Here is a 21,086-nt window from a genome sequence, read left to right on the forward strand (position 1 = left end):
CGATCAGTGGCGGTGGGTGTTGTCGGGTTGGCGCGGGTCGCCGGGATGCTCGTAGCCGGGGGCGAGCCGCACGAGCGCCGCCCGCCGCGCGTCCAGCCACACCCGGAAGGCGCGGCGCCGCGCGGCACCGAGCAGATGGCCGGCGATCGCCGACCGCACGTCGTCCAGCGGCGGCCCGGCCGTCGGCGGAACCCGCCAGCCGTGCGAATCGCGGCGCGGCTCGGCGAACCGCAGCGGGTTGCGGGCGTGGTAGGCGGCCACCTCCTCGTCGCCGACCCTGATCGCGGCGGTGACGTCGGCGAACAGCGCCCGCGCGCGGGGATCGGCCAGCGCGGCCGCCGTGACACTGCCGAGCTCCAGCCGGGCCGTCGCGTCGGGCAGCAGCTCCTCCTCGCCCGGCGCGCCCCGCCCGCTCAGGCCGCGGGCCTGCGCCTCGGCGGCGACCACCCGCTCGGTCACGATCAGCTGGGTCAACCAGCGCCGCAGCTGGCGCCCTTCGGCGGTGCCTCCGGCCGGCAGCGCGGCCGCGCCCCGCCGGCCACGCAGCCGCCTTTCGGCCGCATCGACCTCGTCGACCCGGACCGCAACGCCGGCGACCGTCGCGACCACGCTCATCTCACCGTCACCTTGACCGCCGGGGTGTAGAGCAGCCGCCCGGCGCAGCCGACCCGGGCCAGGGCCCACCACTGGCCCGGCTCCAGCCACGCCGGGGGAGTCACCGAGAAACGGAGGTCGGCGGAGCCGCCGGCGGGCAGGACAGCGCCCGCCGCGGCGGGGCCCAGCCACTCCCACGTGCCCCACGGGCTGATCAGATGCGCCTCGAGCGCCAGGTCCGCCCCCGCCCGGCTGCCAACCGTGACGGTCAGCGCCGCCGCCGCGCCGGCGGCCACCTCGATGTCGGCCGGCCCCTCGGCGAGGTAGATCAACTCTTCGTCGGTCGCGCCGACCTCGAGGATGCACACGTCCTCGACCGTCTGTCGCCACGCGGCCGGGGCCTCGTCACCGGTGATGCGGAGCTGGGCCCGCACCGGGTACTGCCCCGGCCCGGCGTGGGCGGGCACCGACACCGCCACCTCGGCCTCCCGGAAGTCGCCGGCGCGCAGCGTGAGGGGCAGCTCGTCGGGCTTGGCCGACCAGCCCCGCGGGCACACCAGGGTGACCGTGCCGGTCAGGGTGTCATCGCTGCAGTCGCTGGCCGCGGTGAGGCGCAGCACGACCTCGCCACCCGGCTCGGCGGGCACCCGCGCGGGATGCAGATGCGCGACGGCCGGCAGCCCGCCCAGCGGCGCGGGGCCCCGGTTGTGCAGCCAGTAGCGCGCGTACAACGGCTGGGCGGCTTCGGCGTCCGGGGCCAGCGCGACGGACGCCGCCCGCGGGTGCGGCGTATCGAACCGGGCCAGGACGGTGGCCACCTGGTATCCGTGCAGGTCGAACGCGCGGTGGCCGGCGCGCGCGGTCTCGAGCAGGTCGGCCGGGCGGACGTCGGCGAGCTCGCCGATGTCCGAGCCGATCACCACGGCGGCCCCGGCCCCCGTGGTCTCCACGAGGCGCAGCGCCACCGCGCGCGGGTCGACCGGCCGGGCGCTGCCCGCCGTCAGCGGGTTGCCGGCCGCCTTCAGGGCGGCCAGCTGCACCCGGCCCGCGGGTTCGACGCGCAGCAGGGACCCGGCGGCGGGCGCCGCGCCGCCCGCGGCGCCGGCGGTGACAACGAGCAGCGGGTGGCCGAACTGCGCGCTGAGGCTGGGGATCTCGGCGCGCCGCCAGTCGCCGTCGCCGCAGACCAGCGCGTAGTCGAAGGCGTGCGTCCAGTGCTGGAGCTGGAAGTTCGAGCCGTCCGGGGCGGTGCGGCGCGGGTCGTCGATCCAGGTGCCCGACGGCCATCCGGTGCAGGACCGCATCAGCGCGGTGTGCAGCGTGCCCTCGGCGTCGACGGCGAAGCTGGGCACGCCGCGATTGAGCAGGGCGACGGTGCGGTCCTCGAACTCGTCGGTGCCCGCGGGTGCGCGCTGGGTGACGACGATTTCGGCGTCGCCGAGGTCGTCGGCCACCGCCGCGATCGCGGCGGCCAGGCTCTCCTCGTCGCGTCCGGCGATCACCAGCACCGGCAGCACCGCCGGCGCGCGCAGGTCGGCGCCGGGCACCCACACCGCCGCCAACGGCGCGGCGGCCGGCACCCAGACCGTGGCCCGGCCCGTCGCCGCCAACTGGCGGTCGAGCTCGTCGGCGTAGGCCGGATGGGCCTGCGCCAGCACCGTCTCGGTGAAGGCGTTGCGGGCCGGCCCGCCCAGCGCGATCCGCACGTCGGGCAGGTTCGAATCGACGTCGAGGTCGCCGTAGCGAGACTTGTCCGCGCCGCTGCAGGTGGCCGTCACCCCGGCGCGCACCATGGCGACCATCAGATCCCGCGCCAGCGGCCCCGACCCCGCCTCGTCCGGCGTCACCACCTCGGCCACCGAGATCGCCCGCACGGCTTGGCCGTGCGGCGGGCCCACCCGAACCCGCGCCGCCGAGGACAGGCCGAACCAGCCGTAGGCCGGGTTGTCCAGGGTCCAGAGGTGCCGCGCGGTGTCCACCGACCGCGCCCCGTCGTGCAGCAGGGCGAAGCCCCGCCCCACCACAGCGTCGCCGACCTCGCTGACCGGCATGGCGCCGGGCACCGGGCAGGGCCAGCGCAGCCGCACCAGCCGGTCGGCACCGGTGAACTCGTCGATGGTGGTGCGGCAGTCGACCCGCGGCACGCCGTGCCACAGGGTGAGGGTCTGGGTGTAGCGCAGCAGCCCGCCGATCCGGCCGGTGACGACGATCCGCTGCCCCAGCGGGCCGCGGTAGGCCTGCGCCCGGGCCCTCGACTCCGAGGAGCACACCACCGGCCCCCTCGGCAGCAGGTGCCACGGGCCCTCGCCCTGCGTCGGGTGCGCCGGGTACTCCTCGTAGACGGCCAGCTCGTTGCCCACCCGGCCGTCGGCGATCAGCTCCCGGCCGTCGGAGATCAAGGACACCACTCCCCCGCCGCGCGCCGGGTCGACCTCGAGGCGGTAACGCTCGTTGGCGATCGCGGCGCCGGCAACTTCCTGCCAGCCGGCCGGGCCGCCGCCGGGAACGAGCCGGTAGGCCCGCCAGCCCAGCGAAGGAACGTCGCGCGCCAGCCAGCTGACCGACCGGCCGCCGTGTTCGACGTGCGCGGGCACCTCGGCGCCGTCGGTGTCCAGCACCCGCACCCCGGCCCCGACGGGCGGGTCGAGTCGCGCGGTGACGACGTCGGTGCGCTGCTGGGCCAGCGGGTTCCACACCACCACGTCCCCGCCGAGCGCGCGGGACAGCAGCGCCAGCGCGGCGTCGCGGGTCGCGCGGCCCAGCTCCCACGCGTCCCGCCAACCGGTCAGCAGGTCGAGGTACACCTGGTCGGACTCCGACCCGGTGATGGCGTCGTGGTGCGCGCCGTAGGCCAGCTGCACCCACGCCTTGGCCAGGGCGGCTTGCGGGTACTCGGCGCCGGCGGTCAGCCCGGCGAACACGGCGAACCGCTCGGCTTCCAGGACGGCGTTCTCCGCGGCCCGGTTGGCTTGCTTGGTGTCGATGTAGGACACGTCCTTGCCGGTGTAGATCGGGTTCATGTCGCGGGTCTGCGGGGACGGCTCGCGGCCGCGCTCGGCCAGCTCGGCGCGCACGGCCGCGAAGAACTCCCGCGGCAGCGCGCACACGAAGCGCGGCCAGGCGTAGCGCGCGGCCCAGTCGCGGTGGATGGCGGTGACCCACTTGTTCGGCGGCGTGTAGTCGGTGCCGACGGGCAGCAGCACGTTGCGCGTCAGCGCTACCCGCTTGAGCCGACGGAACAGCGCGTAGGTGGCGTCCTCCGCCTCGGCGAGCGAGGCCGACTCGTCCATCCCCCAGCCCGCCCCGTAGTGCGCGGGCATGTAGTGGGTCAGCAGGCCGCGACCCGACGGCGCGATCCACTCGAACTCGCTGCAGAACTGCATGCGGTCGACGTCACCGCCCGGGCCCCACTGGTGGTGCGGGCCCCGCGCCCACGAGCTCGACGTCAGCCCGGCGTCGGCGGCCATCCCGGGGAATTGGGGGTCGTGGCCGAACACGTCGAGCTGCCAGGCGGTGGCCGGGTCCGCCCCCAGCACGTGACGCTGAAACCCTATGCCGTGCACCAGGTTTCGGATCGTCGTCTCCGGGCTGGTGAGGTTGGTGTTGGGTTCGTTGTAGGTGCCGCCCATCACCTCCACGCGGCCCTGCGCCAGGAAGCGGCGCAGGTCGGCGCGGTCCTCGGGGTGGGTGTCCCAATACGGCTTGAGGTAGTCGACCTCGGCCAGCACGAACTTGTATTCCGGCTCGCGGCGGGCCATCTCCAGGTGCGCGTGGACCAGCTCGAAGCTGTTGGTCTGCCGGCCCGGCGGGTCCGAGACCCACTCACTGGTGTAGGCGCCCTGGGTGTTCCACCACACCGGGTCGTAGTGGAAGTGGCTGACCATGAACATGGTCCAGCCGGGCTCGGCGACGACGAACTCGAACGTGATCTGGGCACCGTCGGCGTGTGCCCGGGCGACCCGGCGCTGGCCCGTGATTGGACGGTCGACGGCGACCGGGACCTCGACCACCTCACCGCCGCTCTCGGCTATCGCCTCGCCGCTCATGCCGTCGCCGTCGATCCGGACGCTGATCGGCTCCGCGACCCCGGCCAGCGTGACGCGCGCCACCTGCAGCGGCGCCTCCGGCGGCCCGACGAACAGCTCGGTGGACTCCGCCAAGATCAGCTGCATGAGCCGTCGCGCGTGAGAAAGCCGTCGATTCTGCTGATCAATCGGGCGTTGTAGTCGGCGGCGCCGATCGCCAGCGTTTCGGAAAGCTCCGCTTCGATCAGACCCTTGGCAGCAGCAAACTCTCCGGCGGATAGTGGGAGTTCCGGCGTCATACCGCCCCCACTCCGTCCCAAACCACCTGCATCCCCGCACTTTACGGCGCTCACCCGCTTGGGGCCGGGTTAACATCCTTCAGTGCCCGCCCTCGCACCGCCCGTGGCCGACGAGCGCAGCGCCCTGCGCGAGTACCTGGCGTTCCACCAGAGCGCGTATTTCGCCGTCTCCTTCGGCCTCTCCGACGAACAGGCCCGGTCCACCCCCTCGGTCAGCGCGCTGTCGATCGGCGGGCTGGTCAAGCACGCCACCGCCATGCAGCGCAGCTGGATGAGACGGGTCGCCGCCGCGCCGGGCGCGCCGCCGAAGGACCCGAGACCGTTCGAGCAGATCACGCAGGAATTCGCGGATCAGCACGTGATGCGGTCCGACGAGACGCTGGACGGGTTGCTGCGGGCCTTCGAAGAACAGAACGCGGAGTCGCTGCGGCTGGTGGAGACCGCTGACCTCGACGCCGCGGTGCCCGTGCCCAAGGACATCCCCTGGTTCCCGAAGAACCAGGAGGCCTGGTCGGTGCGCTGGGTGATTCTGCACGTCATCAACGAGCTGGCCCGGCACGCCGGGCACGCCGACATCATCCGCGAATCCATCGACGGCGCCACCATGTACGAGCTGATCGCGGCGCTGGAGGGCTGGGCGATCCAGGGCTGGGTGCAGCCATGGGCGAAACCCTGAGCCCCAAGCCCCCACCGAGCGTGTACTCACAGCGAATTTCGGGCCCGTTTTTCGCGGAGAATGCACGCTGGGCGCTCGGCAATTTGCGGTGAGGGCGGTCACAGCGAATTGGGCCTCGGCACCACCGATTTGGCAGACTGCTTTAAATGAGCTCCACCAAGCATCGAGACGTGGCCAGGCTCGACCGGGTGCCGCTGCCGATCGAGGCGGCCCGGGTGGCCGTCACCGGCTGGCAGGTCACCCGCACGGCGGCGCGCGTCGTCACCAAGCTGCCGGGCAAGGGCCCGTGGCAGCAGAAGGTGATCAAGCAGCTCCCGCAGACGTTCGCCGACCTCGGCCCGACCTACGTGAAATTCGGGCAGATCATCGCCTCCAGCCCCGGCGCGTTCGGCGAATCGCTGTCCCGCGAGTTCCGCGGTCTGCTCGACCGGGTGCCGCCCGCCGACACCCGCGAGGTGCACAAGCTGCTGGTCGAGGAGCTCGGCGGCGACCCCGCGGAGCTGTTCGCCAAGTGGGAGGAGACGCCGTTCGCGTCGGCGTCCATCGCGCAGGTGCACTACGCGACGCTGCACACCGGGGAGGAGGTCGTCGTCAAGATCCAGCGCCCGGGCATCCGCCGCCGGGTCGCGGCCGACCTGCAGATCCTCAAGCGCTTCGCCCAGGCCGTCGAGCTGGCCAAGCTGGGCCGGCGGCTCTCGGCCCAGGACGTGGTCGCTGACTTCTCCGACAATCTCGCCGAAGAGCTGGACTTCCGCCTCGAGGCGCAGTCGATGGACGCCTGGGTCTCGCACCTGCACGCCTCGCCGCTGGGCCGCAACATCCGGGTGCCGCAAGTGCACTGGGACTTCACCTCCGAGCGGGTGCTGACGATGGAGCGGGTGCACGGCATCCGCATCGACGACGTCGCCGCCATCCGCAAGGCCGGGTTCGACGGGACCGAACTGGTCAAGGCGCTGCTGTTCTCGCTCTTCGAGGGTGGGCTGCGGCACGGCCTGTTCCACGGGGACCTGCACGCGGGCAACCTCTACGTCGACGAGGCGGGCCGCATCGTGTTCTTCGACTTCGGGATCATGGGCCGCATCGATCCGCGCACCCGCTGGTTGCTGCGCGAGCTGGTGTACGCGCTGCTGGTCAAGAAGGACCACGCGGCGGCGGGCAAGATCGTGGTGCTGATGGGCGCCGTGGGTACCACGAAGCCCGAGGCCCAGGCCGCCAAGGACCTGGAGAAATTCGCCACCCCGCTGACCATGCAGACGCTGGGCGACATGTCCTACGCCGACATCGGGCGGCAGCTGTCGGCCCTGGCCGACGCCTATGACGTCAAGCTGCCCCGCGAGCTGGTGCTGATCGGCAAGCAGTTCCTCTACGTCGAGCGGTACATGAAGCTGTTGGCGCCCAAGTGGCAGATGATGTCCGACCCCCAGCTGACCGGCTACTTCGCGAACTTCATGGTCGAGGTCAGCCGCGAGCACCAAGCGGAAGAGGTCTGATGGAGGTCCGCACCGGACACGCCACTGTCTTCGATCCCAGGGGCGACCTGAAGCTGTACTACGAGGACATGGGCGACATCGACGACCCACCCGTGCTGCTCATCATGGGGCTGGGCGCCCAGCTGTTGCTGTGGCGGACCGCCTTCTGCGAGCGGTTGGTTGGCCACGGGCTGCGCGTGATCCGCTACGACAACCGGGATGTCGGCCTGTCGACTAAGACGCAGCATCGCGGGTCCGGCCAGCCGCTGGTGGCGCGGTTGGCCCGGTCCTTTCTGGGACTGCCGAGCGACGCCCCGTACAAGCTCGAGGACATGGCCGACGACGCCGCGGCCGTGCTGGATCACCTGGGGATCGAGGACGCGCACATCGTGGGCGCGTCGATGGGCGGCATGATCGCCCAGATCTTCGCCGCACGGTTCCGCGAGCGGACCAAGACGCTCGGGGTCATCTTCTCCAGCAACAATTCGGCGTTCCTGCCGCCGCCGGGCCCCCGCCAGTTGCTGGCGCTCATCAAGGGCCCGGCGCCGAACTCGCCGCGCGAGGTGATCGTCGACAACGCGATCCGGGTGAGCAAGATCATCGGCAGCCGGCGCTTCTTGGCGCCCGAGGAGCAGCTTCGGGCGGAGGCCATCGAAAGCTACGAACGCAGCTATTACCCGTGGGGCGTCGCCCGGCATTTCGACGCCGTGCTGGGCAGCGGCAGCCTGAAGCGCTACAACCGGCGGACCACCGCGCCGACCGTGGTGATCCACGGCCGCGCCGACAAGCTGATGCGGCCCTCCGGCGGGCGCGCGGTGGCCAGGGCCATCGACGGCGCTCGATTGGTGTTATTCGACGGGATGGGCCATGATCTGCCACAGCAGTTGTGGGATCAGGTGATCAGCGTGCTGACGAGCAACTTCGCCAAGGCGGCCTAAGCCAAAAACACTCGAACGAAACGCTTCCCCTACGATCTCACTCCAGACCGCGGAGTTGTACGGTTGTCCAAGGAGGTGGGTCCACCAATGGCCAAGCTGAAGCCGTATTACGAAGAGTCGCAGGCAACCTACGACATTTCAGACGACTTCTTCGCCCTGTTTCTCGACCCCAACATGGTGTACACCTGCGCGTACTACAAGAACGACGACATGACGCTGGAAGAGGCGCAGCTGGCCAAGCTCGACCTGGGGCTGGACAAGCTGAAGCTCGAGCCGGGTATGACGGTGCTCGACGTCGGTTGCGGCTGGGGCGGCGCGGTGGTCCGCGCGGTGGAGAAGTACGACGTCAACGTCATCGGCATCACGCTGAGCCGCAACCATTACGCCCGCACCAAGGAGAGGCTGGCCGCGATCGGAACGACGCGGCGGGCCGAGGCCCGACTGCAGGGCTGGGAGGAATTCGACGAGCAGGTCGACCGGATCATCAGCTTCGAGGCCTTCGACGCCTTCAAAAAGGAACGCTGGCCGGCATTCTGGGATTGGGCGTACAAGACCCTGCCCGATAACAGCCGGATGATGATGCACAGCATTTTCACCTACCCGCAGTCGTCGTGGAAGGATCGCGGCATTCAAATCACGATGTCGGATCTGCGTTTCTTCCATTTCCTGGGCAAGGAAATCTTTCCCGGCGGGCAGATGTGCGGCGAGCCCGATATCGTCGACCTCGCGCAAGCCAGCGGTTTCTCGATCGAGCAGATCCAATATCTGCAGCCGCATTACGCGCGGACGCTGGACACCTGGGCGGCCAACCTGGAGGCCAACCGCGAACAGGCCATCGCCATCCAGTCCGTCGAGGTCTACGACCGCTTCATGCGCTACCTGACCGGCTGCGCGGACCTGTTCCGCAAGGGCATCTCGAACGTCGCCCAGTACACGCTCACCAAGTAGCGCGCCCCGCCCGCAAAAACTCCGGCGAACGCGCGCGCAAATGCGCCGTTTTGAGCCCCCGGCGAGTACCGTGCCCGAGTGGGCGGCCACCTCTGTCGTGCCCGCCCCTCGGGAGGACAGATGTCTGACAACCCGGCCGGCGCTGCGCGTACGCGATCCAATTCGGACGACGTACGGGCGCACTACGACCTCTCGAACGAATTCTTCGCGCTCTTCCAGGATCCGACCCGGACCTACAGCTGCGCGTACTTCCCTCGCGAGGGCATGACCCTTCAGGAAGCGCAGCTGGCCAAGCTCGACCTGACGCTGGACAAGCTCGGGCTGCAGCCGGGAATGACCCTGCTCGACATCGGCTGCGGCTGGGGTTCGGCGCTCAAACGCGCCGTGGAGCGCTACGACGTCAACGTCGTCGGGCTGACCCTGTCCAGGAACCAGCACGCCTACTGCCAGCAGGTGCTCGACGGGATCGACAGCCGCCGGTCGCGGCGGGCGCTGCTGTGCGACTGGTCGGAGTTCACCGAGCCGGTGGACCGCATCGTCACCATCGAGGCGTTGGAGCACTTCGGCTTTCACCGCTACGACGAATTCTTCAAGTTCGCCTACACGTCGCTGCCCCGCGGCGGCGTGGTGCTGCTGCACTCGATCACGGGTTTGCACGGCCGGCAGGTGATCGAGCGCGGCCTGCCGCTCACGATCGAGGTCGCCAAGTTCATCAGGTTCATCGTGACCGAGATCTTCCCGGGCGGCCGGCTGCCGATGATCGAGACCATCGAGGAGCACTCGGCGAAGGTCGGCTTCCGGGTAACCCGCGTGCAGTCGCTGCAGACCGACTTCGCCAGGACCCTCGACCTGTGGGCCCAGGCCCTGCAGGCGCGCAGGGACGAGGCCATCAGGATCCAGTCGGAGGAGGTCTACGAGCGCTACGTCAGGTACCTGACCGGCTGCGCCAGGGCTTTCCGCGCGGGCTACATCGACTGCAACCAATTCACGCTGGAAAAGTAGAGTTGGGTATGGTGGCACGTCACACCCGAGGCAAGTGCGCAGGGATCACGCAGTGAACTTCATCCAGGAGAACAAGACAAAAATGGCTGATCAACCGGCTAGCCCGACGAAGATTCGGACGGCTCCCGAGGACATCCAGGCGCACTACGACGTCTCCGACGACTTCTTCGCCCTGTTTCAGGACCCGACGCGGACCTACAGCTGCGCCTACTTCGCGCGCGACGACATGACGCTGGAAGAGGCGCAGTACGCCAAGATCGACCTGAACCTGGACCAGCTTGACCTCAAGCCGGGCATGACCCTGCTGGACATCGGCTGCGGTTGGGGCACCACCATGAAGCGCGCCGTCGAGCGGTTCGACGTCAACGTCATCGGCCTGACGCTGTCCAAGAACCAGCACGCCCGCTGCGAGCAGGTGCTGGCGTCGATCGACAGCGACCGTTCGCGCGAGGTCCGGCTGCAGAACTGGGAGGACTTCACCGAGCCCGTCGACCGCATCGTGTCGATCGAGGCCTTCGAGCACTTCGGACACGAGAACTACGACGACTTCTTCAAGCGGACGTTCGACATCATGCCCGACGACGGCCGGATGACCGTGCAGAGCAGTGTCAGTTACCACCCGTACGACCTGGCGGCCCGCGGCAAGAAGCTGACCTTCGCGACGGCGCGGTTCATCAAGTTCATCATCACCGAGATCTTCCCGGGCGGGCGGCTGCCGTCCACCCAGATGATGGTCGACCATGGCGAGAAGGCGGGATTTGTTGTGCCCGAACCACTTTCGCTGCGGCCGCACTACATCAAGACGCTGCACATCTGGGGTGACAACCTCGAGGCCAACAAGGACAAGGCCATCGAGGTCACCTCCGAAGAGGTCTACAACCGCTACATCAAGTACCTGCGCGGGTGCGAGCACTACTTCACCGACGAGGCGCTCGACGTCAGCCTGGTGACCTACCTCAAGCCCGGCGCCGTCGGCTGACTTCGCCGCCGCTGTCGGATTAGGGCTGCGTCGTTCGTCGGATAGGTAGAGAGTGGAGCACGGGGCTTCGCTCGCTATCTGGAGGTGACGAGACATGCAGTACTTCGCCTTGTTGATCAGCAGGGAACAGGACCGCGCGCCCGAAAACCCGGACGCGATGGCAGCCTGGGGGAAGTTTCACGCCAAGGCCGGCCCGGCGATCAAATCCGGGGACGCCCTGGCGCCCGCCGCCGCCGCGGCGGTCATCACAGGGGGCCCGGATGCGCCGGTGGTCACCGACGGCCCCTTCGCCGAATCCGCCGAGGTCGCCTGCGGCTTCTACCTGTTCGAAGCCGAAAACCTCGACGAGGCGCTGGCGTTGGCGCGTGACGTCCCCCTCGCCACGTTCGGCGCGGTGGAGGTCTGGCCCACGGTGCACTCGGTCGAGCTGTCCCGCGGGCTCACCGGCAACGACTGGCTCGCGCTGCTGCTAGAGCCGGCCGAATCCGCGCACACGCCGGGCACCCCGGAGTGGGAGGCGGTGGCGGCAAAGCACGCCGATCTCCACGCGGCCGCGGGTGACCACATCATCGGCGGCGCCGCACTGCACGACCGGTCCACGGCGACGACCGTGCGGGTGCGCGACGGCGAGGTTCTGATCACCGACGGGCCCTATGTGGAAGGCGCCGAAATCGCCACCGGGATCTACCTGTTGAGTGCCGCCGACCGCGAGGAGGCCGTCAAGCTGGCGTCGATGATCCCCGCCTCGACGGTGCAGGTGCGGCAGCTGGCCGGGCTCTCGGAGCTCTGAGCGTCGCCGGTGTCCGACCTGGACGGCGTCTTTCGTCGGGAATGGGGGCCCGCCGTCGCCGCGCTCGCGCGGTGGTCCGGCGACCTCACCATCGCGGAGGACGCCGTCCAGGAAGCCTGCGCCGAGGCGCTGCGCAGCTGGGGCCGTGACGGCCCGCCGGACAATCCCGGCGGATGGCTGGTGACCGTCGCCCGCAATCGGGCGCGCGATCGCCTGCGTCGCGAAACCGTCCGTCCCGGAAAGGAATTGGCGGCCGTGATCGACGAAATCCGGGCGCGCACCGACCACACCGACCCCTCTCCGGTGCGCGACGACGAACTGCGGATGATGTTCACCTGCGCGCACCCGGCCCTGGACCGCCAGTCGCAACTGGCGCTCACCCTGCGGCTGGTGTCGGGGTTGACCGTCCCCGAGATCGCCCGCGCGCTGCTGCAGACCGACGCGGCGGTCGGCCAGCGGATAACGCGCGCCAAGAGCAAGATTCGGCACGCGAACATCCCGCTGCGGGTGCCGCCCGCCGAGCTGCTGCCCGAACGAACTCCGCACGTGCTGAGTTGCGTGTATTCGGTGTTCACCGAAGGGTATTGGTCGACGGCCGGCCCGTCGGCGATCCGCGACGAACTGTGCGACGAGGGGATCCGGCTGGCCGGTGAGCTGTGCGCGCTGATGCCGCAGGAGCCGGAGGCCCACGCGCTGGCCGCCCTGATGCTGCTGCACGATTCGCGGCGAGCCACCCGTGTCGACGACACCGGGATGCTGGTGCCGCTCGAGGAGCAGGACCGCCGCCGGTGGGACCGCGGCCGCATCGCCCGGGGCCTGGATCGGCTCCGGCTGGCGGAGGGATCGGCGGGCCCCTACCTGCCGCAGGCGGTGATCGCCGCGGTGCACGCGACGGCGCCGTCCTGGGAGCAGACGGACTGGGTCACCATCTGCGCGGCCTACGACCGGTTGGTGTCGATGACGGACTCCCCGGTGGCCCGCGCCAACCGGGCGATCGCGGTCGGCTTCCGCGACGGGCCCGACGCGGGCCTGGCGGCGCTGGACAGGGCGGCGGACGATCCGCGGTTGGGCCGCTCGAATCTCGTGGCGACGCTGCGCGCCGATCTGCTTCGGCGCGCGGGACGGCCCGCCGAAGCCGTGCGGTGGTACCGAACGGCGTTGCAGTCGAACGGCTCCGAGCCGGGCCGCGAGTTTCTGCGGCGCCGAATCGCCGAGTGCGGCGGGTAGCCGCCGCGGCGGTTAGGCCTCGGCGAAGTTCCGGGTGACGGTCGGGTCCACCGGGATGCCCGGGCCCGTGGTCGTCGACACGGTGATCTTCTTCAGGTAACGGCCCTTGGAGGCGGACGGCTTGAGCCGCAGCACCTCGTCGAGGGCGGCACCGTAGTTCTCCGCGAGGGCCTTCTCGTCGAAGGACGCCTTGCCGATGACGAAGTGCAGGTTGGCCTGCTTGTCGATGCGGAAGTTGATCTTGCCGCCCTTGATGTCGGCCACGGCCTTGGCGACGTCCGGGGTGACGGTGCCCGTCTTGGGGTTGGGCATCAGGCCGCGCGGACCCAGGATCCGGGCGATCCGCCCGACTTTGGCCATCTGGTCCGGCGTCGCGATCGCGGCGTCGAAGTCCAGGAAGCCGCCCTGGATCTTCTCGATCAGGTCGTCGCTGCCGACGATGTCGGCGCCGGCGGCCTGCGCCTGCTCGGCCTTGTCGCCGACCGCGAACACCGCGACGCGGGCGGTCTTACCGGTGCCGTGCGGCAGGTTGACCGTGCCGCGGACCATCTGGTCCGCCTTGCGCGGGTCGACGCCGAGCCGGATCGCCACCTCGACCGTCGCGTCCTGCTTGGCCGACGACGTCTCCTTCGCGAGCTTGGCCGCCTCCAGCGGGCTGTACAGGTTGTCGCGGTCCACCTTCTCGGCGGCGGCGCGATATGCCTTGCTGTTCTTGCTCATTGATTCATCCAATCTGGTGTTGGGTCGTGGTCGGCGGGCCGAAGCTGGCCCTCCCACGCTTGCTTGTCGTGCTTATTCGACGGTGATGCCCATCGACCGGGCGGTGCCGGCGATGATCTTGGCGGCCGCGTCGATGTCGTTGGCGTTGAGGTCGGTCTTCTTGGTCTCGGCGATCTCGCGGACCTGGTCCCAGGTGACCTTGGCGACCTTGGTCTTGTGCGGCTCGGCCGAGCCCTTGCCCACGCCGGCGGCCTTGAGCAGCAGCTTGGCGGCGGGCGGCGTCTTGAGCGCAAAGGTGAAGCTGCGGTCCTCGTAGACCGTGATCTCCACCGGGATGACCTGGCCGCGCTGGTTCTCCGTGGCGGCGTTGTAGGCCTTGCAGAACTCCATGATGTTGACGCCGTGCTGGCCGAGGGCGGGTCCCACCGGCGGCGCGGGGTTGGCCTGCCCGGCCACGATCTGCAGCTTGATCAGCCCAACGACTTTCTTCTTCGGGGCCATGGGTGTTGGTGTTCCTTCCTAGCTGACGTTCTAAATCTTCGACACTTGGCTGAAGGTCAATTCGACCGGCGTCTCGCGGCCGAAGATCGACACCAGCACCTTGAGCTTCTGCTGTTCGCCGTTGACCTCGCTGATGGTCGCGGGCAACGTGGCGAACGGCCCGTCCATGACGGTCACCGACTCGCCGACCTCGTAGTCAACCTCGACGGCCGGCCGCTCCAGCCCACCGGCCTCGGCGGCGGCGGCGGTGGTGGCCGCACCCTTGGCGGCCTTCTTGGTCGCGCCACGCGGCAGCAGGAACTTGACCACGTCGTCCAGGGTCAGGGCCGACGGCCGCGATGTCGCGCCGACGAACCCGGTGACACCCGGGGTGTTGCGCACCGCGGCCCACGAGTCGTCGGTCAGGTCCATGCGCACCAGGATGTAGCCGGGCAGCACCTTGCGGTTGACCTGCTTGCGCTGGCCGTTCTTGATCTCGGTGACCTCTTCGGTGGGCACCTCGACCTGAAAGATGTAGTCGCCGACGTCCAGGTTCTGCACGCGGGTCTCGAGATTGGCTTTGACCTTGTTCTCGTATCCCGCGTAGGAGTGGATCACGTACCAGTCACCCGGCTTGCTGCGCAGCTCCGCCTTGAGCGCGGCCGCGGGGTCGACCTCTTCGGTCGCCTCCCCGGGGGCTTCACCCGCTGAGGTTTCGGTGGTCTCAGCGTCCTCGGTGCGCTCTTCTACGTCGACCGCTTCACCCGCGGACGTGTCACCGTCGAAGGTAGTCACGGTTTTCAGTCCTCTCTATCTATCGCTCAGCCGAACACCAGCAGCACGAGCTTGGTGAGGCCGAAATCCGCGAGGCCGACCAGCGCCACCATGAAGGCCAGGAACGCCAGCACCACCGACGTGTAGGTGATCATCTGCTTGCGGTTAGGCCAGATGACCTTCCGCATCTCGGCAACCACCTGCTTGAGGTAGTTGAAGACGAAGACGAACGGGTTGGCCGAACGGTCTCCGGGCCTCTTCGGCTTCTTGCTCTTCTTGGCCTTCTTGGCTTTGGCGCCCTTGTCCTCCTTGGCGGCCTCGGCCTCGTCCGCCGACTCTACGTCGGCGTCCTCGCCCGCGTCGGCCACTCGCTGCCGGGATCGTTTGCCGGTCGGGCGTTGCGGCCGCGTCACCACAGCGGTCCGACCGCTCGCGCGGTCGTCCTCCCTGTCGGCGCCGTCGCTTGTGGCGTCGTTGGCAGCGTCGCCTTCGTCGCTCACCGCATGCTCCTTAAGTCTGCTTGTGTCCCGCGGGCCGTCCCGTGGTGGACGGCCACTATTCCAGTGTCCACCATGGCACGCCTTCCTATTGTCCGGCTCCTCCTCGGGCCGTTCCGGCCCGCATCGTCACCGGACGTCGCGTTCAGCAGGGGCGACAGGACTTGAACCTGCAACCTGCGGTTTTGGAGACCGCTGCTCTGCCAGTTGAGCTACGCCCCTTCGCGGTTGGCAGGCCAACCTGCGCTTACCTGCCGGGGCTTACATGACACGCGCGCCTTCCGATTGCTCGAATCCCGGAAAGCGCGCTGATGCTGGGAAAACCCCGAGGTCCGAGTGTACATCGACGCGCGAGCCAGATACTAATTACGCCGTCCTCATGACCTGGCCGGACTCCGGGTCCCATTTGAGACCTTCCGACCGGTCGGCGTACTGGCCCATCAGCGTGGTGTAGGCCTCCAGGACCAATTCACCCTGGTCATTGGTGCAGATGTTCTTGGTGACGACGATGTCGGCGCCGAACCGCTCGTCCACCGAAACGATGTCCATCCGGGCCCACAACTTGTCGCCGGCCTTGATCGGCTTGGAGAACACGAACCGCTGGTCGACCTGGACGATCACCAGGGTTTCCATCCCGATGTCGACGTGCCGGAAGAAATCGAGCTGGACGAGCTTTGCGAAGATGGTCGCAAACGTCAGCGGCGCCAGGATCGCGTCGTGGCCGAGCTCGGCGGCCGCGTCCTCGCTGTAATGGGCGGGGTGGCGGTCCTTGACGGACTGCGCGAACTGCCGGAGCTGTTCACGGCCCACGACGAAATAGTCCGGGTACCGCCAGATCATTCCGCGGATATCGGTCTTGAGTGCCATTAACCAGGCCCCGCCTATGCGAGGGTCGCGGACGCGATGGCCCTACCGAAGATCTTCTTGCCGCCGGTGGTGGCCGTCAACGCGATGGTCACCGACTTGGTATCGGGGTCGACGGACTTCACCCGGCCGTTGAACACCAACTCGGCTCCCTTGCCGTCGTTGGGCACCGGCACCACCGCGGTGAACCGCACGTTGTACTCGGTGACCGCACCCGGGTCGCCGATCCACGCGGTGACATAGCCGCCACCGATGCCCATGGTGAGCATGCCGTGCGCGATCGCGGTATCCAGCCCGACGACCTTGGCCATTTCGTCATCCCAGTGGATCGGGTTCAGGTCGCCCGAGACGCCCGCGTAGTTCACCAGATCCTGACGGGTCAGCGGGTAGGTCCGCTCGGGGAGCTGGTCACCCACCTTCACCGAGCTGAACTCACGCAGTGGCATCAGAAAATCCCTCTTCTCCATCCTCACCGGCACGGCCCGCCAGGGTCGTGTAGGTCTCTTGCACGACGTCACCGGCATCGTTGGTGATGATGTTCTTGGTGACGATGATCTGGGTACCGTGTGACTTCCGCATCGAGTCGACGTAGACGTCGCAGTACAGCTTGTCACCCGCCACGATCGGCGCCATGAATTTCAGCACCTGGTCGACCTGCACGATCTGCGCGTCGTGGACCGCGACGTTTGCGTGCTTGAAGAACGCCGTCTGCGCCTTGTAGCCGAACACGCAGATGAACGTCAGCGGCGCGGGCAGGCCCTCGTAGCCGAGCTCCGCGGCCGCCTTCTCCTCGAGAAACATGGCGTCGTCGTTCTGGACGGCGACGGCGTATTCACGGATCTTTTCCCGCTCCACGACGTAATGGTCGGGATAGCGGTAATGCATCCCGACGATGCTCTCGCTTAACGGCACAGCTCTAAAATCTACCTAGTCAGTGGCGAATAACCGGTCGCGGGTGGCCCGCTAGCGCGTTTCCCGGTGGGCCTGGTGCTTGCCGCAGTTCGGGCAGAACTTCTTCAGCTCCATGCGGTCCGGGTCGTTCCGGCGGTTCTTCTTGGTGATGTAGTTGCGGTGCTTGCACACCTCGCAGGCCAAGGTGATCTTCGGCCGCACGTCGGTACTGGAAGCCATAACGGTTCTCTCTCAACTCTCTAAAAAGTGCGCGTTGTTGTGTTGTAGCGATGGCCGGACTCGAACCGGCGACCTAACGATTATGAGTCGTTCGCTCTAACCGACTGAGCTACATCGCCTCTGACCACCCCGTTCGGGGTAGTGCCGCCCACGCCTGCTCGGCGTCCGCCGAGCCCCCTAACGGAATCGAACCGTTGACCTTTTCCTTACCATGGAAACGCTCTACCGACTGAGCTAAGGGGGCCGTTCACCCGAATCGGACGCGGTGCCGCGGGCCTAAAAGAGGGTACAGCCTGGCCCGCAACCGGACCAAACCACGGGCGTTACGGTGCGGCGCCGCCGCCGGGGCGGAGCTGCCAGGCGCCGAGGTCGCTGAACTCGTCGTACTCCTCGGCCGGTTCGTCGGCGTCGGCCTCGGTGAGCAGCGTGCGCAATGCCAGGTTGACGGCCTCGCGGGCGTCGGCCAGACGGAAGCGGCGGATCGCCTCGTCGATCAGATCGACGTCGATCTCGATTTCGACCTTCTTCCTCATGCGCCCACAATACCCAGCGGACGGGAGCCCAATCGCTGCTCGCGGGCGACGTTCGGCAAAGTTCAAGGCGGCGCTGCGGACGCCGGCCGAGCACGCCCTAGTCTGGTCACGTGTCAACGGATCGGCTGTATTTTCGCCAACTGCTCGCCGGCCGCGACTTCGCTGCCGGCGATATGTTCGCGACCCAGATGCGCAACTTCGCCTACCTGATCGGCGACCGCCAGACGGGCGACTGCGTGGTGGTCGACCCCGCGTACGCGGCCGGTGATCTCCTCGACACGCTCGAGGCCGACGGCATGCACCTGTCCGGCGTGCTGGTGACCCACCACCATCCCGACCACGTCGGTGGATCGATGATGGGCTTTTCGCTGCAGGGCCTGGCCGAGCTGCTCGAACGCCAAGCCGTGCCGGTGCACGTCAATACCCATGAGGCGCAATGGGTTTCGCGAGTCACCGGGATCAGCCTCGGGGACCTGACCGCCCACGACAATCACGACAAGGTCGGCGTCGGCGACATCGAAATCGAATTGCTGCACACTCCCGGCCACACGCCCGGCAGCCAGTGCTTCCTGCTCGACGGCCGGCTGGTCGCCGGTGACACCTTGTTCCTGGAGGGCTGCGGGCGCACCGACTTTCCCGGCGGCGACTCCGACGAGATGTACCGCAGCCTGCAGCAACTCGCGACGCTGCCCGGTGACCCGACCGTCTTTCCCGGGCACTGGTATTCGGCGGAGCCGAGCGCTTCGCTCTCGGAAGTCAAGCGATCCAACTACGTGTACCGGGCCGCGGACCTCGCGCAATGGCGCATGTTGATGGGTGGCTGAGGGTCGCTCGTCCACAATGGGCCGGCAACCGGCCTGTGATATAAGCGGAGGGTGGATTCCATGGGGTGGATCCAGGACAGCTGGCACGGGATCACACACGTCGGCTCCAGCACCTGGATTGCGTGGGCGGCGTGGGCGGCGATTGCGCTCGCCATCATCACCTTGGTCTTCACCAACAGGCAGATCGCCCGCAACCGCCAACTGGCCGCGGAGCAGACGCGCCCGCAGGTCTCGATGTTCATGGAACCGCATCCCGCCGACTGGCATGTGATCGAGCTGGTGGTCAGGAACTTCGGTCAGACCGCGGCCTACGACATCACGTTCTCATTCGTCAACCCGCCGACGGTGGCCGAATACGAGAGCGCCACCGACGGCTACGCCGACGTCGTCGAGCTGCGGCTCCCCCGCGAGTTGCCGTACCTGGCCCCCGGCCAGGAATGGCGGATGGTGTGGGATTCGGCGCTGGACCGCGCCGAGATCGGCAGCGGCATCGAATCCCGCTTCACCGGCACGATCAGCTACTTCGACCAGCCCGAACACCCACGCGGGTGGCGGTTCTGGGAACGCGACCGCCTTCCGCTGGAAACCCAGGTGGTGCTCGACTGGGATTCCTTGCCGCCGGTCCAGCGCATCGAGCTGATGACCACGCACGACCTGGCGAAGCGGGAGAAGCAGAAGCTCGAGCTGCTGCGCGGCCTGCTCACCTACTTCCACTACGCGAGCAAGGAAACCCGCCCCGAGGTGTTCCGCAGCGAGATCGAACGGATCAACGGCGCCGTGCGGGAAACGCAGGACAGGTGGCGCACCCGCCAGCTCGACGACCCCACCGATGTCAGCCTGCGCTGGAGTGAGGCCCCGGACGAGCTGGGCAAACACCACAGTCAATCGGCGTGACGGCAAGGAGCCAGCAACCATGAGCGGCCCGGTCCACTACAGCCTCAAGGATTCCGTCGCCGTCATCCGGATGGACGACGGCAAGGTCAACGCCCTGGGCCCGACGATGCAGCAGGCGCTGGGCGAGGCGATCGACCGGGCCGAGGCGGACAACGCCGGGGCGCTGGTGATCACGGGCAACGAGCGGGTGTTCAGCGGCGGGTTCGACCTGAAAATCCTCACCTCCGGGGAGGCGCAGCCGGCGATCGACATGCTGCGCGGCGGCTTCGAGCTGTCCTACCGGCTGTTGTCGCATCCCAAGCCGGTGGTGATGGCCTGCACCGGCCACGCCATCGCGATGGGGGCGTTCCTGCTGGCGTCGGGCGATCACCGGGTGGCCGCGCACGCCTACAACATTCAGGCCAACGAGGTGGCGATCGGCATGGTCATCCCGTACGCCGCCCTGGAGATCATGAAGCTGCGGTTGACCCAGTCGGCGTACCAGCAGGCCGCCGGGCTGGCCAAGACGTTCTTCGGCGAGACCGCGCTGGCCGCCGGTTTCGTCGACGAGATCGTGCTGCCGGAGATGGTGGTCAGCCGCGCGGAGGAGGCCGCCCGCGAATTCGCCGGTCTGCGCCAGCACGCCCACGCCGCAACCAAACTCCGCGCCCGCGCCGATGCGCTCAAGGCCATCCGCGCGGGGATCGACGGCATCGAAGCCGAGTTCGGCGCCTAGGCGCGCAGATTCGCTGGGCCGACGCGATGCGCGCGCCAAGGAGTTCTCACCGCAGGCGTTGATGAGCTGAACGGCGAACGCGGTGGCCGCCGCCAGCCGCCACCGCGTTCCTTCGCCTCCTCGTCGCCAGTGTGACACGCGCGCGAAGCGTCGTCACTTCGCCGGTTCAACGCCGCCGTCGGAGAGCAGCAAGCCTACCGGTCTGGCCGCTGAGGTCGTTCTAGCTTTCCGCCGAAACCCATTGATAGGGAAGGAATTTCCCGTCCAGGGTCACCACCACGCGGTCGCCCGACGGGTGTGACTTCTTCTGCAGATCGAGGCTGAAGTTGATCGCGCTCATGATGCCGTCGCCAAATTTTTCGTGGATCAGCTCCTTGATCGCGCCGCCATAGACCTGCAGCGCCTCGTAGAGGCGGTAGATGGTGGGGTCGGTCGGCACCGCCGTAGGCAGCCCGCCCCGCATCGGCGGGGCAGCCAGCACGGGCACCACCGACTCGTCCAGGCCGAGCTTTTCCACGAGAACCTTTGCCTGCTCGGGGGGAATGGGGTGTTGGCCCAGCAGCGCCGCGGTGGTCCATACCACCGGCCGGTCGATGGCGTCGGCCAGCTCCTGCCAGGTCAGTCCGAGCCTCAGGCGAGCCAGGACGATCTGCTCGGTGATCTCATGTCTGTTCATAGCCCCCAAGCATGCACGCACCGGGCGGCAC

Annotated in this window: 24 protein-coding genes and 3 tRNA genes; 11 read left to right on the forward strand and 16 right to left on the reverse strand. The window is 68.5% G+C overall.

What is annotated here, in order from left to right; all coding sequences use genetic code 11:
• Positions 1 to 3: 3 nt before the first annotated feature.
• The 3 genes from ACEL92_RS23090 to ACEL92_RS23100 are packed head-to-tail and all read right to left on the reverse strand — an operon-like array spanning position 4 to position 4,918.
• The gene (locus ACEL92_RS23090) at positions 4 to 615 is read right to left on the reverse strand and encodes a malonyl CoA-ACP transacylase (RefSeq protein WP_374022909.1); all 612 of its coding nucleotides are present in this window, start codon (positions 613 to 615) and stop codon (positions 4 to 6) included.
• Positions 612 to 4,766 carry an NEW3 domain-containing protein gene (locus ACEL92_RS23095; RefSeq protein ID WP_374022910.1) on the reverse strand — a complete coding sequence of 1,385 codons (4,155 nt, stop codon included), beginning with the start codon at positions 4,764 to 4,766 and terminating at the stop codon, positions 612 to 614. Before ACEL92_RS23095 ends, ACEL92_RS23090 begins: the two co-directional genes overlap by 4 nt.
• Positions 4,757 to 4,918 (reverse strand): hypothetical protein, encoded by a 162-nt coding sequence (locus tag ACEL92_RS23100; protein WP_374022911.1) that lies wholly within the window; start codon positions 4,916 to 4,918, stop codon positions 4,757 to 4,759. The genes ACEL92_RS23095 and ACEL92_RS23100 overlap by 10 nt, the downstream gene beginning before the upstream one ends.
• 103 nt (positions 4,919 to 5,021) lie before the next feature.
• Between ACEL92_RS23100 and ACEL92_RS23105 the strand changes: the two genes are divergently transcribed.
• The 8 genes from ACEL92_RS23105 (at position 5,022) to ACEL92_RS23140 (ending at position 12,947) form a co-directional block, all read left to right on the forward strand.
• Entirely contained in the window at positions 5,022 to 5,594 is a 573-nt protein-coding gene (locus ACEL92_RS23105; RefSeq protein ID WP_374026349.1) for a DinB family protein, read from the forward strand.
• A gap of 146 nt (positions 5,595 to 5,740) precedes the next feature.
• The gene (locus ACEL92_RS23110) at positions 5,741 to 7,084 is read left to right on the forward strand and encodes an ABC1 kinase family protein (protein ID WP_374022912.1); all 1,344 of its coding nucleotides are present in this window, start codon (positions 5,741 to 5,743) and stop codon (positions 7,082 to 7,084) included.
• Complete coding sequence (locus tag ACEL92_RS23115; RefSeq protein WP_374022913.1) at positions 7,084 to 8,001, forward strand: alpha/beta fold hydrolase; 918 nt, start codon at positions 7,084 to 7,086, stop codon at positions 7,999 to 8,001. The genes ACEL92_RS23110 and ACEL92_RS23115 overlap by 1 nt, the downstream gene beginning before the upstream one ends.
• 87 nt (positions 8,002 to 8,088) lie before the next feature.
• Entirely contained in the window at positions 8,089 to 8,949 is an 861-nt protein-coding gene (locus ACEL92_RS23120) for a cyclopropane mycolic acid synthase family methyltransferase (protein WP_374022914.1), read from the forward strand.
• Positions 8,950 to 9,069: 120 nt separating this feature from the next.
• Positions 9,070 to 9,951: a cyclopropane mycolic acid synthase family methyltransferase gene (locus tag ACEL92_RS23125; protein WP_374022915.1), complete on the forward strand. Its 882-nt coding sequence runs from the start codon at positions 9,070 to 9,072 to the stop codon at positions 9,949 to 9,951.
• 82 nt (positions 9,952 to 10,033) lie between these two features.
• The gene (mmaA4, locus tag ACEL92_RS23130; protein WP_374022916.1) at positions 10,034 to 10,930 is read left to right on the forward strand and encodes a hydroxymycolate synthase MmaA4; all 897 of its coding nucleotides are present in this window, start codon (positions 10,034 to 10,036) and stop codon (positions 10,928 to 10,930) included.
• A 94-nt stretch (positions 10,931 to 11,024) separates the two neighbouring features.
• Positions 11,025 to 11,720: a YciI family protein gene (locus ACEL92_RS23135; RefSeq protein WP_374022917.1), complete on the forward strand. Its 696-nt coding sequence runs from the start codon at positions 11,025 to 11,027 to the stop codon at positions 11,718 to 11,720.
• 9 nt (positions 11,721 to 11,729) lie between these two features.
• Positions 11,730 to 12,947, forward strand: coding sequence for an RNA polymerase sigma factor (locus tag ACEL92_RS23140; protein WP_374022918.1), 1,218 nt, complete (start codon positions 11,730 to 11,732; stop codon positions 12,945 to 12,947).
• Positions 12,948 to 12,959: 12 nt separating this feature from the next.
• Here the strand turns inward: ACEL92_RS23140 and rplA are convergent, their stop codons facing one another.
• The 12 genes from rplA to ACEL92_RS23200 all read right to left on the reverse strand — a co-directional run bounded on the left by rplA (position 12,960) and on the right by ACEL92_RS23200 (position 17,946).
• Complete coding sequence (gene rplA / locus ACEL92_RS23145; protein WP_374022919.1) at positions 12,960 to 13,667, reverse strand: 50S ribosomal protein L1; 708 nt, start codon at positions 13,665 to 13,667, stop codon at positions 12,960 to 12,962.
• Positions 13,668 to 13,739: 72 nt separating this feature from the next.
• On the reverse strand, positions 13,740 to 14,168 hold the full coding sequence (gene rplK, locus ACEL92_RS23150; protein WP_066952006.1) for a 50S ribosomal protein L11: 429 nt from the start codon (positions 14,166 to 14,168) through the stop codon (positions 13,740 to 13,742).
• A gap of 30 nt (positions 14,169 to 14,198) precedes the next feature.
• Positions 14,199 to 14,942, reverse strand: a complete 744-nt coding sequence (gene nusG, locus ACEL92_RS23155) for a transcription termination/antitermination protein NusG (RefSeq protein WP_374022920.1) — start codon at positions 14,940 to 14,942, stop codon at positions 14,199 to 14,201.
• A 26-nt stretch (positions 14,943 to 14,968) separates the two neighbouring features.
• On the reverse strand, positions 14,969 to 15,421 hold the full coding sequence (gene secE, locus ACEL92_RS23160) for a preprotein translocase subunit SecE (RefSeq protein ID WP_374022921.1): 453 nt from the start codon (positions 15,419 to 15,421) through the stop codon (positions 14,969 to 14,971).
• 146 nt (positions 15,422 to 15,567) lie between these two features.
• Positions 15,568 to 15,640, reverse strand: a tRNA-Trp gene (locus ACEL92_RS23165).
• Positions 15,641 to 15,784: 144 nt separating this feature from the next.
• Positions 15,785 to 16,285: a (3R)-hydroxyacyl-ACP dehydratase subunit HadC gene (gene hadC / locus ACEL92_RS23170; protein WP_374022922.1), complete on the reverse strand. Its 501-nt coding sequence runs from the start codon at positions 16,283 to 16,285 to the stop codon at positions 15,785 to 15,787.
• Positions 16,286 to 16,299: 14 nt separating this feature from the next.
• Positions 16,300 to 16,728, reverse strand: a complete 429-nt coding sequence (gene hadB, locus ACEL92_RS23175) for a (3R)-hydroxyacyl-ACP dehydratase subunit HadB (RefSeq protein WP_374022923.1) — start codon at positions 16,726 to 16,728, stop codon at positions 16,300 to 16,302.
• Complete coding sequence (hadA, locus tag ACEL92_RS23180; RefSeq protein ID WP_374022924.1) at positions 16,715 to 17,194, reverse strand: (3R)-hydroxyacyl-ACP dehydratase subunit HadA; 480 nt, start codon at positions 17,192 to 17,194, stop codon at positions 16,715 to 16,717. Before hadA ends, hadB begins: the two co-directional genes overlap by 14 nt.
• 51 nt (positions 17,195 to 17,245) lie before the next feature.
• Positions 17,246 to 17,413: a 50S ribosomal protein L33 gene (gene rpmG, locus ACEL92_RS23185; protein WP_007167776.1), complete on the reverse strand. Its 168-nt coding sequence runs from the start codon at positions 17,411 to 17,413 to the stop codon at positions 17,246 to 17,248.
• Between the two features lie 45 nt (positions 17,414 to 17,458).
• Positions 17,459 to 17,532: transfer RNA gene (locus ACEL92_RS23190), tRNA-Met, on the reverse strand.
• 52 nt (positions 17,533 to 17,584) lie between these two features.
• Positions 17,585 to 17,657, reverse strand: a tRNA-Thr gene (locus ACEL92_RS23195).
• Between the two features lie 79 nt (positions 17,658 to 17,736).
• A complete protein-coding gene (locus tag ACEL92_RS23200) occupies positions 17,737 to 17,946 on the reverse strand; it encodes a type II toxin-antitoxin system VapB family antitoxin (RefSeq protein ID WP_374022925.1) in 210 nt (69 codons plus the stop codon).
• A 110-nt stretch (positions 17,947 to 18,056) separates the two neighbouring features.
• On the opposite strand from ACEL92_RS23200, the gene ACEL92_RS23205 reads away from it, so the two are divergent.
• Genes ACEL92_RS23205 through ACEL92_RS23215 form a run of 3 tightly spaced genes read left to right on the forward strand, consistent with a single transcriptional unit; the run spans position 18,057 to position 20,379 of the window.
• Positions 18,057 to 18,770 (forward strand): MBL fold metallo-hydrolase, encoded by a 714-nt coding sequence (locus ACEL92_RS23205; RefSeq protein WP_374022926.1) that lies wholly within the window; start codon positions 18,057 to 18,059, stop codon positions 18,768 to 18,770.
• Positions 18,771 to 18,830: 60 nt separating this feature from the next.
• Positions 18,831 to 19,664: a hypothetical protein gene (locus ACEL92_RS23210; RefSeq protein WP_374022927.1), complete on the forward strand. Its 834-nt coding sequence runs from the start codon at positions 18,831 to 18,833 to the stop codon at positions 19,662 to 19,664.
• A 19-nt stretch (positions 19,665 to 19,683) separates the two neighbouring features.
• The gene (locus tag ACEL92_RS23215) at positions 19,684 to 20,379 is read left to right on the forward strand and encodes a crotonase/enoyl-CoA hydratase family protein (protein WP_374022928.1); all 696 of its coding nucleotides are present in this window, start codon (positions 19,684 to 19,686) and stop codon (positions 20,377 to 20,379) included.
• Between the two features lie 220 nt (positions 20,380 to 20,599).
• On the opposite strand, the gene cynS is transcribed toward ACEL92_RS23215, so the two are convergent.
• Entirely contained in the window at positions 20,600 to 21,055 is a 456-nt protein-coding gene (cynS, locus tag ACEL92_RS23220) for a cyanase (protein ID WP_374022930.1), read from the reverse strand.
• Between the last annotated feature and the right edge of the window lie 31 nt (positions 21,056 to 21,086).

It is taken from the genome of Mycobacterium hainanense (assembly GCF_041890355.1).
GTDB classification, from domain to species: Bacteria; Actinomycetota; Actinomycetes; order Mycobacteriales; family Mycobacteriaceae; genus Mycobacterium; species Mycobacterium hainanense.

What these genes read in the sequence shown, in the direction of transcription:
- ACEL92_RS23100 (WP_374022911.1), bottom strand. Translation starts at nt 4,918, where the DNA reads ATGACGCCGGAACTCCCACTATCCGCCGGAGAGTTTGCTGCTGCCAAG.
- hadB (WP_374022923.1), bottom strand. Translation starts at nt 16,728, where the DNA reads ATGCCACTGCGTGAGTTCAGCTCGGTGAAGGTGGGTGACCAGCTCCCC.
- ACEL92_RS23215 (WP_374022928.1), top strand. Translation starts at nt 19,684, where the DNA reads ATGAGCGGCCCGGTCCACTACAGCCTCAAGGATTCCGTCGCCGTCATC.
- ACEL92_RS23110 (WP_374022912.1), top strand. Translation starts at nt 5,741, where the DNA reads ATGAGCTCCACCAAGCATCGAGACGTGGCCAGGCTCGACCGGGTGCCG.
- ACEL92_RS23125 (WP_374022915.1), top strand. Translation starts at nt 9,070, where the DNA reads ATGTCTGACAACCCGGCCGGCGCTGCGCGTACGCGATCCAATTCGGAC.
- cynS (WP_374022930.1), bottom strand. Translation starts at nt 21,055, where the DNA reads ATGAACAGACATGAGATCACCGAGCAGATCGTCCTGGCTCGCCTGAGG.
- ACEL92_RS23135 (WP_374022917.1), top strand. Translation starts at nt 11,025, where the DNA reads ATGCAGTACTTCGCCTTGTTGATCAGCAGGGAACAGGACCGCGCGCCC.
- rplA (WP_374022919.1), bottom strand. Translation starts at nt 13,667, where the DNA reads ATGAGCAAGAACAGCAAGGCATATCGCGCCGCCGCCGAGAAGGTGGAC.
- rpmG (WP_007167776.1), bottom strand. Translation starts at nt 17,413, where the DNA reads ATGGCTTCCAGTACCGACGTGCGGCCGAAGATCACCTTGGCCTGCGAG.
- ACEL92_RS23115 (WP_374022913.1), top strand. Translation starts at nt 7,084, where the DNA reads ATGGAGGTCCGCACCGGACACGCCACTGTCTTCGATCCCAGGGGCGAC.
- ACEL92_RS23090 (WP_374022909.1), bottom strand. Translation starts at nt 615, where the DNA reads ATGAGCGTGGTCGCGACGGTCGCCGGCGTTGCGGTCCGGGTCGACGAG.
- ACEL92_RS23200 (WP_374022925.1), bottom strand. Translation starts at nt 17,946, where the DNA reads ATGAGGAAGAAGGTCGAAATCGAGATCGACGTCGATCTGATCGACGAG.
- mmaA4 (WP_374022916.1), top strand. Translation starts at nt 10,034, where the DNA reads ATGGCTGATCAACCGGCTAGCCCGACGAAGATTCGGACGGCTCCCGAG.
- rplK (WP_066952006.1), bottom strand. Translation starts at nt 14,168, where the DNA reads ATGGCCCCGAAGAAGAAAGTCGTTGGGCTGATCAAGCTGCAGATCGTG.
- ACEL92_RS23210 (WP_374022927.1), top strand. Translation starts at nt 18,831, where the DNA reads ATGGGGTGGATCCAGGACAGCTGGCACGGGATCACACACGTCGGCTCC.
- ACEL92_RS23095 (WP_374022910.1), bottom strand. Translation starts at nt 4,766, where the DNA reads ATGCAGCTGATCTTGGCGGAGTCCACCGAGCTGTTCGTCGGGCCGCCG.
- ACEL92_RS23120 (WP_374022914.1), top strand. Translation starts at nt 8,089, where the DNA reads ATGGCCAAGCTGAAGCCGTATTACGAAGAGTCGCAGGCAACCTACGAC.
- hadC (WP_374022922.1), bottom strand. Translation starts at nt 16,285, where the DNA reads ATGGCACTCAAGACCGATATCCGCGGAATGATCTGGCGGTACCCGGAC.